The 13,612-nt window shown below is 72.3% G+C and carries 12 protein-coding genes; 8 read left to right on the plus strand and 4 right to left on the minus strand.

Features of this window, described 5'->3' with window-relative positions; translation table 11 throughout:
• Positions 1–42 precede the first annotated feature (42 nt).
• Genes ACFQ6X_RS32605 through ACFQ6X_RS32620 form a run of 4 tightly spaced genes read right to left on the minus strand, consistent with a single transcriptional unit; the run spans position 43 to position 2,182 of the window.
• A complete protein-coding gene (locus ACFQ6X_RS32605) occupies positions 43–417 on the minus strand; it encodes a hypothetical protein (protein WP_329210304.1) in 375 nt (124 codons plus the stop codon).
• Positions 418–474: 57 nt separating this feature from the next.
• Positions 475–939, minus strand: coding sequence for a roadblock/LC7 domain-containing protein (locus ACFQ6X_RS32610; RefSeq protein ID WP_383186896.1), 465 nt, complete (start codon positions 937–939; stop codon positions 475–477).
• Between the two features lie 38 nt (positions 940–977).
• Positions 978–1,784, minus strand: coding sequence for a transcriptional regulator (locus tag ACFQ6X_RS32615; protein ID WP_383186898.1), 807 nt, complete (start codon positions 1,782–1,784; stop codon positions 978–980).
• Positions 1,781–2,182 carry a hypothetical protein gene (locus ACFQ6X_RS32620; RefSeq protein WP_383186900.1) on the minus strand — a complete coding sequence of 134 codons (402 nt, stop codon included), beginning with the start codon at positions 2,180–2,182 and terminating at the stop codon, positions 1,781–1,783. The genes ACFQ6X_RS32615 and ACFQ6X_RS32620 overlap by 4 nt, the downstream gene beginning before the upstream one ends.
• 304 nt (positions 2,183–2,486) lie before the next feature.
• Between ACFQ6X_RS32620 and hutU the strand changes: the two genes are divergently transcribed.
• From hutU to ACFQ6X_RS32660, 8 genes are all read left to right on the plus strand, one after another.
• A complete protein-coding gene (hutU, locus tag ACFQ6X_RS32625; protein WP_383186902.1) occupies positions 2,487–4,151 on the plus strand; it encodes a urocanate hydratase in 1,665 nt (554 codons plus the stop codon).
• A gap of 29 nt (positions 4,152–4,180) precedes the next feature.
• Entirely contained in the window at positions 4,181–5,395 is a 1,215-nt protein-coding gene (locus ACFQ6X_RS32630; RefSeq protein WP_383186981.1) for an allantoate amidohydrolase, read from the plus strand.
• Positions 5,386–6,753, plus strand: a complete 1,368-nt coding sequence (locus tag ACFQ6X_RS32635) for a formimidoylglutamate deiminase (protein ID WP_383186905.1) — start codon at positions 5,386–5,388, stop codon at positions 6,751–6,753. The genes ACFQ6X_RS32630 and ACFQ6X_RS32635 overlap by 10 nt, the downstream gene beginning before the upstream one ends.
• A 29-nt stretch (positions 6,754–6,782) precedes the next feature.
• A complete protein-coding gene (hutI, locus tag ACFQ6X_RS32640; protein ID WP_383186908.1) occupies positions 6,783–7,955 on the plus strand; it encodes an imidazolonepropionase in 1,173 nt (390 codons plus the stop codon).
• A gap of 126 nt (positions 7,956–8,081) precedes the next feature.
• Positions 8,082–9,218, plus strand: a complete 1,137-nt coding sequence (locus ACFQ6X_RS32645) for a GNAT family N-acetyltransferase (protein WP_383186911.1) — start codon at positions 8,082–8,084, stop codon at positions 9,216–9,218.
• 200 nt (positions 9,219–9,418) lie between these two features.
• Positions 9,419–10,696, plus strand: a complete 1,278-nt coding sequence (locus ACFQ6X_RS32650) for a glycosyltransferase (RefSeq protein ID WP_383186984.1) — start codon at positions 9,419–9,421, stop codon at positions 10,694–10,696.
• On the plus strand, positions 10,693–11,514 hold the full coding sequence (locus ACFQ6X_RS32655) for a polysaccharide deacetylase family protein (protein ID WP_383186914.1): 822 nt from the start codon (positions 10,693–10,695) through the stop codon (positions 11,512–11,514). The genes ACFQ6X_RS32650 and ACFQ6X_RS32655 overlap by 4 nt, the downstream gene beginning before the upstream one ends.
• A 199-nt stretch (positions 11,515–11,713) precedes the next feature.
• Positions 11,714–13,600, plus strand: coding sequence for a hypothetical protein (locus ACFQ6X_RS32660; protein ID WP_383186916.1), 1,887 nt, complete (start codon positions 11,714–11,716; stop codon positions 13,598–13,600).
• Positions 13,601–13,612: the final 12 nt, after the last annotated feature.

Consider the following 13,612-nt stretch of genomic DNA (forward strand, 5'->3'; position numbering starts at 1 on the left):
CGCCCGGAGGGGCGCGGCGTCGCCGCCGCTGAGGCCGGGGAGTCAGACCTCCAGTTCGGCTTCGATCTTCTTCAGCTGGTGGCGGGCCATCGCCAGGTTGGCGCGGCCCGAGTCCAGCACCAGATAGAGGAACAGGCCGTTGTTGCCACGGGTCTTGAGCAGGCGGATCAGGTGGTACTGGCCGCTGAGGGTGATCAGGATGTCCTCGATCTCTTCCTTGATCCCCAGGTGTTCCATCGTGCGGAGTTTGGCGCGTACGACGTCGGTGTTACCCGCTGCGGCGACATCCAGATTGAAGTCCTTGCCACCGCCGAGGGTGCCGAGTGCCATGCCGCTGGTGTAGTCGACGAGTGCGACACCGAGGGTGCCCTCGATCGACGTCATCGCGTCCTTCAGTGACGCTTCGGTGTTGGCCATGAGTGCTCGTTCCTTTCCTGGCCGGCCCGGCGGGCCGGATCCGTGTGTGCGTGTGTGTCAGCTGGGGTCTTGTGTGGGGCGGCGGGGGAGTGTGCGGGCCTGCGGGGCGCGTGCCGGGGGCGCGGGGCGTTCCGCGCGCTCCAGCGCGGCGTCGACCACCTCACCGATGCGAGCGCCCGCGCGGCGTCCCTCCAGGTGCAGCCGGCCGACGTTGATGCGGTCCTCGGCCAGCAGGGTGAGCACGGCGGAGGCCCCTGCCGCGTACGTCGCGATGTAGCCGCTCTCGCCGCGGACCAGGAGTTCGCGGAAGCCGCCGCGGCCGGTGGCGTCGGTCATCCGGATGGACACGCCGAGCGCGGCCGCGGTCAGCGCGGCGACGCCCTCGGCCTCGACACCGGGGGTGTCCTGGGCCAGCACCAGGCCGTCGGTACTGGCCGCCAGTGCGCCGGACAGGAGCGGGACCCGGGCCCGTAACCGCTGGAGCTCGTCGAGGACATCCTGCACTTCGGCCTCGGGCACCATCAGTTGTCTCCTCCCGGCACGCTGTCTGAGCGCGCGAATCACAGGGCCTCCAATGCGTCTCTGAGCCGGCGCAGCAGGGCGACGTCGGGGTCGGCCGTGACCTCGGGCAGCGTGATCCGGCCGGCCGCGGCGGCGGACGGGGCCGAGGTCCGGCGGGCCGTGCCGACCAGGCCGGCCGCCGCGAGCCGGCGCAGGTCGACCAGGATGTGGAAGGCCGAGCGGCCCAGCTCCTGGGCGATGTCCGTGGCCGTACGCACACCGTCCACCAGGTCCAGGACGCGGCGCTGCCTTGGCGGGACCGGGGCGTCGACGGGGTGCGCCGCAGGGGTGAGCGGGGCGCTGTCGGTGAGCGCGTCCGGCCAGATCCGGTCCAGCAGTTCCCGGCGCCGGAGCGTCTCGCGCTGCACGGCGTCCACGGGGACGGGGTGGACGGGGCCGATCCAGTGGGAGACCCCGTAGCGGAAGCGGGCCGGCGTGCGGGTCGGGGCCAGGGCGAAGAAGGCCGCGTCGTACAGCGCACCCAGGTGGCACAGCTCCAGCGCGCCGCCGGGCACCCGGCCGCTGTCCACGAGGTAGCGCCCGACCCGCTGTCCGGCGCCCGCCTGGGCGACCGCGTCCCACCAGCCCTCGGTGCGCAGCGCGCCGCCGGTGATGAGCAGGACGTCGATCCCGGGGGTGGCGGGGCTTTCGGCGTGGACTATCTGGCCGTCGGCGAGGTACAGGGTGCCGCGGTCGCGCATCAATGCGCCGGTTGCGCGCTCGGCCGCGAGCCGCTGGAGCATGGGGGAGGGGACCGAAGGGGCGGTCTGTTCGGCGGTGTCCGGCCGGGTGGCGGTCGGTCTCATGCCAGGACCAGCCGCTCCGCGATCTCGCCGAGCCGTATGCGGGCGAGGGCGAGGTTGCCTTCCGCGCGGTCCAGCCAGAGGTGCAGGAAGACGCTGCTGTCGAAGTCCGTCTCGACGAAACGGAGGATGTGATAGCCGGGCGGGGTGGTGACGATGACGTCCTCGACGGCCGGTCCGGGCGGGGCGGATAAGTCCTGTGGTCGTGACTGCGCGAAGACCGGCTGCTCCGCGGCCATCCTCGCCACCTCGGCAGTCTCGGCGGCGGTCGCCTCGTGGTCACCGCCGGGCGAGTCGCCGATGGTGCCGAGGGCGAGACCGCTCGTCCAGTCGACCACCGCGGCGCCCCGGGCACCGGGCAGCCTCATGACTTCGAGCAGGCACTCGTCGATTCCGGGCAACGCGGACTCCCCTCCCGACGTGGCGTACGGCTGTAATGGAGAGGCTACGCAACGTGCTTGCGGCAGGTGGGAGTTCTGGCATTTTCCATTGGTACATGCGGCTGGCCGTGTAAAGGGGCTCCGGGCGGCGGTGGCCGTGCGGGGTTTCCTCCCCGGCCGGTGGCGGCCGCGCGGGGATTCCGCTCCGGCAGGCGGTCGGACCGGAAGGGCGGGCGCTCCCTGTTGACTAGGAGTATTCAGACCAGCAGGATGTGAATAGAACAGTCACAGGCAGGACGGTCGCAGTCGCGAGGAGGCATTCCCCATGTCAGGACCCCGCCCCGTACGGGCACCGCGCGGTACGGAACTGAGTGCCCTGGGATGGCAGCAGGAAGCCGCCCTGCGGATGCTCCAGAACAACCTCGACCCCGAGGTGGCCGAGCACCCGGACAAGCTCGTCGTCTACGGCGGTACGGGCAAGGCTGCCCGGGACTGGCGGTCCTACGACGCCATGGTCCGCACGCTGCGGACGCTCAAGCAGGACGAGACGATGCTCGTCCAGTCCGGGCGGCCCGTCGGTGTCATGCAGACCCACGAGTGGGCGCCGCGCGTGCTGATCGCCAACTCCAACCTGGTGGGCGACTGGGCCAACTGGGAGGAGTTCCGCCGGCTGGAGGCCCTCGGGCTCACCATGTACGGGCAGATGACCGCGGGGTCCTGGATCTACATCGGTACGCAGGGCATCCTCCAGGGCACGTACGAGACGTTCGCCGCCGTCGCCGCGAAGAAGTTCGGCGGGACCCTGGCCGGGACGATCACCCTGACGGCCGGGCTGGGCGGCATGGGCGGCGCCCAGCCGCTCGCCGTCACCATGAACGACGGCGTCGCCATCTGTGTCGACTGCGACCCGCGCGCCATCGAGCGCCGCATCGAGCACCGCTTCCTGGACGTCAAGGCCGACAACCTGGAGCACGCCCTCCAGCTCGCCGTCGAGGCGCGCGACGCCCGCCGCCCGCTCTCCATCGGCCTCCTCGGCAACGCGGCGGAGCTGCTGCCCCGGATGCTCGCCGAGGGCGCGCCGATCGACATCGTCACCGACCAGACCAGCGCCCACGACCCGCTGGCCTACCTCCCGCTCGGCGTCGACTTCGACGACATGGCGGACCTCGCCGCCGAGAAGCCCGCCGACTTCACCCAGCGCGCCCGCGAGTCGATGGCCCGCCACGTCGAGGCCATGGTCGGCTTCATGGACGCCGGCGCCGAGGTCTTCGACTACGGCAACTCGATCCGTGGCGAGGCACAACTGGCCGGTTACGGACGGGCGTTCGACTTCCCCGGCTTCGTCCCCGCCTACATCCGGCCCCTCTTCTGCGAGGGCAAGGGCCCCTTCCGCTGGGCCGCCCTCTCCGGCGAGGCGTCCGACATCCACAAGACCGACAAGGCGATGCTCGAACTCTTCCCGGAGAACGAGTCCCTGCACCGCTGGATCAAGATGGCCGGTGAACGCGTCCACTTCCAGGGCCTCCCTGCCCGCATCTGCTGGCTCGGGTACGGCGAGCGCGACAAGGCCGGAGAGCGGTTCAACGACATGGTGGCGAGCGGCGAGCTGGCCGCTCCGCTGGCCATCGGGCGCGACCATCTGGACTGCGGATCGGTCGCCTCTCCGTACCGCGAGACCGAGGCCATGCTCGACGGCTCCGACGCGATCGCGGACTGGCCGCTGCTGAACGCCATGGTCAACGTCGCGTCGGGAGCCTCCTGGGTGTCCCTCCACCACGGCGGCGGTGTGGGCATGGGCCGCTCCATCCACGCGGGACAGGTCACGGTCGCCGACGGTACGAAGCTGGCGGGCGAGAAGATCCGCCGGGTGCTCACCAACGACCCGGGCATGGGGGTCATCCGGCATGTCGATGCCGGTTACGACATTGCGGAGTCCGTCGCCTCGGACAAGGGCGTGCGGGTTCCCATGGCGGAGGGCGAGCAGCCGTGACGCAGACGGCGCAGCCGTCCTTCCAGTCGATGTGGCGCGACCTCGCGCCCATCGGCCGCCATGCGGGCAGCGGCGGGTACCGGCGTTACGCCTGGACCGGGGCCGATGTGGAGTGCCGGGCGTGGTTCCGGGAGCAGGCCGAGTCGCGCGGACTGGCCTACGAGGTCGACCGGAACGGCAACCAGTGGGCCTGGTACGGCGATCCGCTCGCCGGGGACGCCGTCGTCACGGGGTCGCATCTCGACTCCGTGCCGGACGGCGGCGCTTTCGACGGGCCCCTCGGCGTGGTCTCCTCCTTCGCCGCCTTCGACGAACTCCGCCGCAGGGGAGCGGAGTTCACCAGGCCCTTCGCCATCAGCAACTTCGGTGACGAGGAAGGGGCCCGCTTCGGACTCGCCTGCGCCGGGTCCCGGCTCGCCGCCGGGCAGCTGACCGTCGACAAGGCGCACCAGCTCCGCGACGGGGACGGTGTCACGCTGCCGCAGGCCATGGAGGCCGCCGGATACGACCCCGGCACCATCGGGCCCGACCCCGAACGGCTCGCCCGTATCGGTGCGTTCGTCGAGCTCCATGTGGAACAGGGGCGGTCACTCGACCTGAGCGGTGACCCGGTCGGTGTCGCCTCCGCCATCTGGCCGCACGGGCGGTGGCGGTTCGACTTCCGGGGCGAGGCCAACCACGCCGGCACCACCCGGCTCGTCGACCGGCGCGACCCGATGCTCACGTACGCGGAGACCGTCCTGGCGGCCCGGCGCGAGGCGGAGCTCGCAGGAGGGCTCGCGACCTTCGGCAAGATCGCTGTCGAGCCGAACGGGGTCAACGCGATCCCCTCCCTCGTCCGCGGCTGGCTCGACTCACGGGCCGCCGACCAGGCCACCCTCGACGCCGTCGTCGGCGGCATCGAGCGGGCCGCCCGGGAGCACGCCGGACGGGCCGGGATCGACCTCGACGTCGTACGCGAGTCGTTCACGCCCGTCGTGGAGTTCCAGCACGCCCTGCGCGACGAGATCTGCCGGGTGCTGGGAAAGCGCGGCCCGGACGACACGGGACGCACCGTCCCCGTCCTCGGCACGGGGGCGGGCCACGATGCGGGTATTTTGTCCGCTTCGGTGCCCACCGCCATGCTGTTCGTACGGAACCCCACCGGGATCTCGCACTCGCCGGCCGAACACGCCGCCGAGGACGACTGCGTGGCCGGGGTGATCGCACTCGCCGACGTACTGGAAGGCCTCGCGTGCAGCTGACTACGCAACCCACGGGCACACCGGTCACCTCCACCTACTGGCTGTCCCACGCCTGGCTCGGCACCCACGTCGAGCCGGGCGTCGCCCTGGACGTGGCAGCAGGGCGCATCGCCGGTGTCCGTACGGGCATCGACGCACCGCCGCCCGGGGCCACCGCACTGCGCGGCCTGACCGTCCCGGGCCTGGCCAACACCCACTCGCACGCCTTCCACCGGGCCCTGCGCTCCACCGTCCAGGTCGGGTCCGGCACCTTCTGGACCTGGCGCGAACTGATGTACCGGGCGGCTTCCCGGCTCACCCCCGACACCTACTACGACCTCGCCCGTGCCACGTACGCAGAGATGGCCCTGGCCGGCATCACCGCCGTCGGTGAGTTCCACTACCTGCACCACGCGCCGGGCGGTACGCCCTACGACAATCCGAACGCGATGGGTGAGGCCCTCATCGCGGCGGCGGCCGAGGCGGGCATCCGCATCACCCTGCTGGACACCGCCTATCTCGCCGCCGGATTCGGCGAGAAGCCCAACCAGCACCAGCTCCGCTTCAGCGACACCACCGCCGACGCCTGGGCCGAGCGCGCCTCCCTCCTCAAGGGCGACGACCGGACGCTGATCGGCGCCGCCATCCATTCCGTGCGCGCCGTCCCGGCCGGTCAGCTGGCGACCGTCGCGAAATGGGCCGAGGAGCGGGAAGCGCCCCTCCACGTCCATCTCTCCGAGCAGACCGCCGAGAACGACGCCTGCCTCGCGGCCCACGGCCGCACCCCCACCCGGCTCCTCGCCGACCACGGGGTCCTCGGCCCGCGCACCACCGGCATCCACAACACGCACCTCACCGCCGAGGACATCAGCCTGCTGGGCAGCTCCACGACCGGCACCTGCATGTGCCCCACCACCGAACGCGACCTCGCCGACGGCATCGGGCCCGCCGCAGCCCTCCAACGGGCGGGCTCCCCGCTCTCGCTGGGCAGCGACAGCCACGCGGTGATCGACCTCTTCGAGGAAGCCAGGGCGATGGAGCTCAACGAGCGCCTGCGCACCCATGTACGCGGACACTGGACGGCTGCGGCCCTGCTCAGAGCTGCTTCCGCCGACGGGCACGCGGCACTCGGCCGCCCCGACGCGGGCACGCTGGAACCGGGTGCGCCGGCCGACTTCGCCACCGTCGCGCTGGACTCCGTCAGAACAGCGGGGCCGGCGCCCCGGCTGGCAGCCGAAGCAGCCGTATTCGCCGCCTCCGCCGCCGATGTGCGGCACACGGTCGTGGCAGGCCGGCATCTCGTACGGGACGGTCACCACACCCAGGTGCAGGACGTCCCCGCAGCACTCGCCTCCGCCATCGCCGCCCTGCACGGCTGATCCCCGAACACGAGGAGAGCACACCCCAGATGACGACGACCGCCGTCACCAACATCGCCAGCCTGGTCACCAATGACCCCTCCCTCGGTAACGGGACCCCCCTGGGCCTGATCCAGGACGCGGCCGTCGTCATCGAGGGCGACCGCATCGTCTGGACCGGTGAATCCAGCAAAGCACCCGCCACTGACAACGCCGTCGACGCGGGCGGCCGGGCCATGATCCCCGGCTTCGTGGACTCCCACTCCCACCTGGTGTTCGCGGGCGACCGCACCCACGAGTTCAACGCCCGCATGTCCGGCCTCCCCTACTCCGCCGGCGGCATCCGCACGACCGTCGCCGCCACCCGCGCCGCCTCCGACGACGAGCTCTCGGCCAATGTCGCGCGCTATCTCGCCGAGGCGCTGCGTCAGGGCACCACCACCTTCGAGACCAAGTCCGGCTACGGCCTCACCGTCGAGGACGAGGCCCGCGCCCTGCGCATCGCCGCCCGCCACACGGACGAAGTCACCTTCCTCGGCGCGCACATCGTGGGGCCCGAGTACGCCGACGACCCCGCCGGATACGTGGACCTCGTCACCGGGCCGATGCTGGACGCCTGCGCCCCGTACGCCCGCTGGATCGACGTCTTCTGCGAGAAGGGCGCCTTCGACGGGGACCAGGCGCGCGCCGTCCTCACCGCGGGCAAGGCCAGGGGCCTGCACCCCCGCGTCCACGCCAACCAGCTCGGCCACGGCCCCGGAGTCCAGCTCGCCGTCGAGCTCGACGCCGCGTCGGCCGACCACTGCACCCACCTCACCGACGCCGACCTCGACGCGCTCGGCCAGGGCGACACGGTGGCCACGCTGCTCCCCGGCGCGGAGTTCTCCACCCGCGCGACCTGGCCCGACGCCCGTCGGCTCCTCGGCGCCGGCGCCACCGTCGCGCTCTCCACCGACTGCAATCCGGGCTCCTCGTTCACGTCCTCCATGCCGTTCTGCATCGCCCTCGCCGTACGGGACATGGGCATGACCCCCGACGAGGCGCTCTGGTCCGCCACCGCGGGCGGCGCAGCCGCCCTGCGCCGTGACGACATCGGCCGGATCACGCCCGGTGCCCGCGCCGACCTCGTACTCCTGGACGCCCCGAGCCACGTCCACCTCGCCTACCGGCCGGGAGTTCCGCTGGTCAGCAAGGTGTGGCGGCGCGGGGAGCAGGCCGCGTAACGGGCGGAAGCGGAAGGAGCCGATTTTCACCGGTCGGTCACAAGATGTCGCGGGTGCCTACCGCGGAGTGACCGTGCCCGGTACCGTTCTGGGCAGCGTGGCTCAGGGGGTAGACCGGGGGGTCTGGTGAGCAGTCGGCGCATACGTGTGGTCAGGCCCGGGGATCTGGGCGTGGGGGACATCGAGACCTGGCGGGAGCTGCGGGCGAAGTCCGGCGCTCCGGCCCATCCGTTCATGGAACCGGAATTCACCCTTGCCGTCGGCCGCGTCCGGCCGCGCGCACGGGTGGCCGTGATCAGCGACGAAGCGCAGGGGGCGGCCGGCTACTTCCCTTTCGAGCGGGGGCGGTTCGGCGGCCACGGCAGGGCGATCGGATTCGGGGTCTCCGACCTCCAGGGCGCGGTGTTGCGCCCAGGTCTCCCGCTGGACGCCAGGACGCTGCTGCGGGCCTGTGGGATCTCCGCATGGGAGTTCGACAACCTCGAGGCGGGTCAGGAGCTGTTCGAGGCGGACGCCGCCCGCTCGTACCCCTCGTACGTCATCGATGTCGGTGACGGCTACGAGAGCTACGAGACGGAACTGTGCGCCCGGTCACCGAAGTTCCTCAGGACCACCCTGGCGAAGGAGCGCAAGCTGGGCCGACAGGCCGGTGAGGTGCGGTTCGTCCTCGACGAGAGGGATCCGGCGGTGCTGCGGACCCTGATGGGGTGGAAGTCCGCGCAGTACCGCAGGACCGGCCGCCGCGACCGCTTCGCGAAGAAGTGGATCCGCGACCTGGTGGAGTTCCTGTTCCACACCCGCGCACCCGGGTGCTCGGGTCTGCTCTCGGTTCTGTACGCGGGGGACAAGCCCGTGGCCGCCCACTTCGGGCTGCGCTCGCGGACTGTGCTCTCGTGCTGGTTCCCGGCGTACGACCCCGAGTTCGCGAAGTTCTCTCCCGGGCTGATCCTCCATCTGCGGATGGCGCGGGCAGCCGCGGACGACGGCATCGGGATGCTCGACATGGGGCGCGGGGCGGCCGAGTACAAGGACGCGCTGAAGACAGGGGAGCTGACGGTCCACGAGGGCGCGTCGGTCAGGCCGGGTGCGGGCGCGGCCCTCCAGTGGCTCGGCCGTGAACCCTCGCGCAGGGCGCACAGCTTCGTACGGAAGAGGCCCCGGCTGGCGGGTGCGGCACAGCGCGGACTCGAGCGGGCGGGCCGGCTGCGCAACCCGAAGCAGCCGAAGCAGCCGAAGAACCCGCAGCACCCGCAGCAGCCGTAACGGCCGCTGCGGCCGCTGCGGCCGCTGCGGCCGCACAGGCCGTATCGGCGTCACAGCAACCGGCGCGGGGCTGCAGCGCGCGCAGTTCACAACGGGCGGCCATGGCGTCACGACGACGTGGGGGATGGGACCGGATGCCGTACAGGACACAACGAGCCGGAACAGCACCGCAATTACCTGACATCGGCCACCTCGCCGGTGTGGCCGTGGCCGAGCTGGAGCTCGGGACACCGCAAGGCACGGGCGCACGGATCATCCCCGCCCCCGGCGGCCCGCCGTTCAAGGACGGTCCGCACGAGGGCGAGGACCAGCGGGTCTTCGCGCTCGTGCGGCTGCGCGGGCGCCCGGTCGGCACGGTCGTCGGCCGGATCCGGGCGGGCGACGACCCGGCGTCCGTACTCGCCGGACAGGCGGTGGACGAGATCGACCTGCCGGAGCCGCTCCCTGCGTCCCCGCCGGGCGACGCCCCCCGGGCCACCGTCGTCGTCGCGACCCGGGAGCGCCCCGAGCAGCTCGCCCGCGCGCTCGACTCACTGCTGGCCCAGGACCACCCGGACTTCGAGATCGTCGTCGTCGACAACGCACCTGCCACGACCGCCACCCGCGACCTCGTCGCGGCCGGGTACGCGCACCGAGGCGTCCGGCACGTCCTGGAACCCGTGCCCGGTCTGGCTGCCGCCCACAACCGGGGGATCGCCGCCGCCGAGGCGGACGTCCTCGCCTTCACCGACGACGACGTCATCGCCGATCCGCACTGGCTCACCGCCCTCACCCTGCCGTTCGCCGCGGACCCTCGGCTCGGCTGTGTCACCGGCCTGATCCTGCCCGCGCGGCTGAACACCCCTGCGCAGACCCTGCTGGAGAGCCACGGCGGCTTCGCCAAGGGATTCGCCGGGCGCCGCTACGACCCCGCGCGCCCGCCGGCCGACGAGCCGCTCTTCCCGTTCACCGCCGGACGGTTCGGGTCCGGCGCCAACATGGCCTTCCGTGCCGGACCCTTGCGGGCCGTCGGCGGCTTCGACCCCGCCACGGGCACCGGAACCCCCGCCAGGGGCGGGGACGACCTCTACGCCTTCGTACGGATCCTCGCCGAGGGCCATCCCCTGCTCTACACACCCGACGCGCTCGTCTGGCACCACCACCGGGAGCGCTGGGAGGACCTGTGCGGGCAGGCGTACGGGTACGGGGCCGGGCTCACCGCCTGTCTCACGGCACTCCTGGTCCGGCGCCCCGCCCTGCTGCCCGCCCTGCTCGCCCGGCTGCCGCGCGGTCTCGCCCACGCCCGCGCCATGACGGCGTCGCGCGCCACGGACGCGGCCGGCCGGCGGGCCGTTCCCGGCGAGCACGGCACGTACACCTACCCGTGGCCCCGGCATCTGTCCCGGCTGGAGCGGCGCGGCCTGCTGTACGGCCCGGTCGGATACCTACGCGCCCGGCTGTCCGTCCGAGGCGAACCACGTCCCTGGGAGGGGAGATGAGCGCTCACAGATCCGGCAGCTCCGGGGCGTCCCGGATACCCGTGCTGCTCTACCACGCGGTGATGGACGACCCCCCGCAGTGGATCGCCGAGTTCACCGTCGGGCCGCGCGCGTTCGCCGCCCAGCTGGACGCGATCGCCGCCAGCGGGCGCACCGCCGTCCCGATCAGTGCCCTGGTGGACCATCTCGCGGGGCGCGGCCCGCTGCCGGACCGCCCCGTCGTCCTCACCTTCGACGACGGTTTCGCGGATCTGCCGGGGCCGACCGCCGAGGCGCTCGCCGGGCGTTCGATGCCCGCCACCGCCTACCTCACCACCGGCGCGCTGGCTGCCGGCGGGTCCAGTCTGCTGCCGCCCGGCCCGATGATGAGCCTGGAGCAGGCACCGCTGCTCGAGCAGTACGGCATGGAGGTGGGCGGGCACACCGTCACCCACTGCCAGCTGGACACGCTGTCCGGTACGGCTCTGAGGCGCGAGCTCACCGACTCCAAGAGAGCGTTGGAGGATGTGCTGGGCCACGAGGTGACCCATCTCGCCTACCCGCACGGGTACAACAGCGCGGCTGTGCGCCGCGCCGCCCGTGCCGCCGGGTACGAGAGTGCGGTGGCCGTCCGGCACGCGCTGAGCTCCGCGCGGGACGAGCCGTACCGGATCGCGCGGCTGATCCTCCGGCGGGGGCACACGGTGCGGGACGTCGAGGAGTGGATGGCGGGCGGCGGCGCTCCGGTGGCGCCGTTCCCCGACTCGCTGCCGACCATCGGCTGGCGGTGGTACCGGCGGGCCCGGGCGGCGGTACGGGGACCGGTGTTCGCGGGGTGAGGCGAGCGGGGTGAGGCGAGCGGGGTGAGGCAGGACGGGTGACGCAAGACGGGTGACGCAAGACGGGTGACGGGGCACCGGACCGCGCGAGAGCCGTACAAAGGCGAAGCACATTCCTATACTTCGCTTAAGGGGACAGCGGCGTGACGGCCGCGACCACATCCGTGGGGGGAGTCGCACTGTGCAGCAGCCTGTTCCTGTGCCGGTCGCAGGGGACACCGCAGGGAGCAGCGGCTCCACGCCGCCCCCGGCCGGACCTCCCGGCACTCCGCCCCCCGAGCCGTCCCGGCGCCGTGTCCCCGAGGTGCTGAGACCTCAGCCGCTGCTCACCTGGCTGCCGTTGCTCCTGGCAGCCGGCCTGTGGATCCAGGCCCTTCCGCACATCGGATTCCGCTCGATGGGCGAGTACGGCCTGCTGGACCGGCTGCCGGTCACCTACTACCTCTCCCTGCTCGCCCTGACCGCGGGCTTCCTGGTCAGCCTGCGCCGCGCGGGTACGGCGCCCTGGTGGCCGGCCCTCTACTGCGCCGGTCTGCTGATGGCCCTCAAGGGCGTCCCCGCCGTGCTGTACGACTCCGAGCGCTACCCCTGGGCGTCCAAGCACGACGCCGTCATCAACCACCTGCTGGCCAACGGGGAACTGCGCCCGAACGAGGGCCTGTCCGGCAACATGTCGGCCTACGACCAGTGGCCGGGCTTCTTCACCCTCAACGGCGGGCTCGTCCGCGCCCTCGGGGTCGACAGCGCCGCCACGTACCTCAACTGGGCGCCCATCGTCCTCGGTCTGCTGATGATGCCGGTCCTGATCCTGATCTACCGCACCTTCAGCGAGGACTGGCGCCTGGTCTGGACGGCCGTCTGGATCTTCCAGCTCGCCAACTGGGTGGGCCAGGACTACCTCGCCCCGCAGGGCCTCGCCTTCCTGCTCCACCTCGCCGTGTTCGCCGTCGTCGTACGGCACTTCGTGCGTCCCGGCTCCGCGGGGCGGCTGCGCTCCCGCGCCTACCTCGACCCGGCCGCCGCCGTCGTCCCGCCGCCCACCGGCACCCGGCAGCGCGCGATCTGCGTGGTGGTCCTGGTGCCGGTGATCGCCGCCGTCAACGCGGTGCACCAGCTGACCCCGGTGATGCTCTGCGTCACCCTGCTCGCCCTCAACCTCACCCGCCGCTACCGCAACCCCGGGCTGCTCGTCGTGGCCGGTCTGCTCATGCTGGCCTGGGACCTCACGATGGGCCGTCCCCTGTTCACCGAGACGCTGGGCACCCTGCGCGACTCGCTCGGCGAGCTGACCCAGAACTCCCGTGCCGGGTACGCGGGTCAGCTCACCGGGGCCGGGCCGGAACTGGCCGGGCGGGCCAACATCCTGATGGTGCTGGCCCTGGCCGCCCTGGCGGGGACGGCCCTGCTGCTGCGCCGACGGCTGGTGCACAGCGCGCTGCCGCTGCTGCTGGCCTCCCTCGCCCCCGTACCGCTCTTCGTCGTCAACGACTACGGCGGCGAAATGCTCTTCCGGGTCTATCTGTTCGCGCTGCCCGGTGCCGCGTTCTTCGCGGCCGCGGCGCTCGTGCCCGCGGCCGGGGGCAGCGGCGTGCACCGGGTGAGGCCGGCCGTACGGAGGATCTGTGCGGTCGCGCTGCCCCTGTCGCTGGTCGCCCTGCTGGTGGGCTTCATGCCCTCGTACTACGGCAAGGAGCAGATGAACTACACACCGCCCGACGAGACGGCGCTCGTCACCCGCGCCATCGACCGGGCCCCCGACGGGGCACTGATCCTGGCCACCACCGGCTCCTTCCCGCGGGCACTGCACCGCTACGACCACCTGGAGCACTGGTTCTTCGCCGAGCAGGAACTCCCCGAGAACGTCGCGATGCTCGAGGACCCCGCCCGCTATCTCTCGACCCGGATGCCGCCCGGCGCCACCGCCTTCGTCATCCTCACGCGCACCCAGGACATCTACACCGCCGGTGAGGGGCTGCTGCCGCCCGGCGGTTTCGCCCGGCTGACCAGGGATCTCACCGCATCGCCGCTCTTCCGTGTGGTCGAGCGCACCGAGTACGGCGTCGTCCTGCAGTACACCGGGCCCTAGACGAGGAAGGCC

Source organism: Streptomyces sp. NPDC056452, from assembly GCF_042796085.1.
In the GTDB taxonomy this organism is placed as follows: Bacteria; Actinomycetota; Actinomycetes; order Streptomycetales; family Streptomycetaceae; genus Streptomyces.

Coding starts and splice junctions, on each gene's coding strand:
- hutI (WP_383186908.1), top strand. CDS start 6,783: ATGACGACGACCGCCGTCACCAACATCGCCAGCCTGGTCACCAATGAC.
- ACFQ6X_RS32630 (WP_383186981.1), top strand. CDS start 4,181: ATGTGGCGCGACCTCGCGCCCATCGGCCGCCATGCGGGCAGCGGCGGG.
- ACFQ6X_RS32605 (WP_329210304.1), bottom strand. CDS start 417: ATGGCCAACACCGAAGCGTCACTGAAGGACGCGATGACGTCGATCGAG.
- ACFQ6X_RS32610 (WP_383186896.1), bottom strand. CDS start 939: ATGGTGCCCGAGGCCGAAGTGCAGGATGTCCTCGACGAGCTCCAGCGG.
- hutU (WP_383186902.1), top strand. CDS start 2,487: ATGTCAGGACCCCGCCCCGTACGGGCACCGCGCGGTACGGAACTGAGT.
- ACFQ6X_RS32655 (WP_383186914.1), top strand. CDS start 10,693: ATGAGCGCTCACAGATCCGGCAGCTCCGGGGCGTCCCGGATACCCGTG.
- ACFQ6X_RS32615 (WP_383186898.1), bottom strand. CDS start 1,784: ATGAGACCGACCGCCACCCGGCCGGACACCGCCGAACAGACCGCCCCT.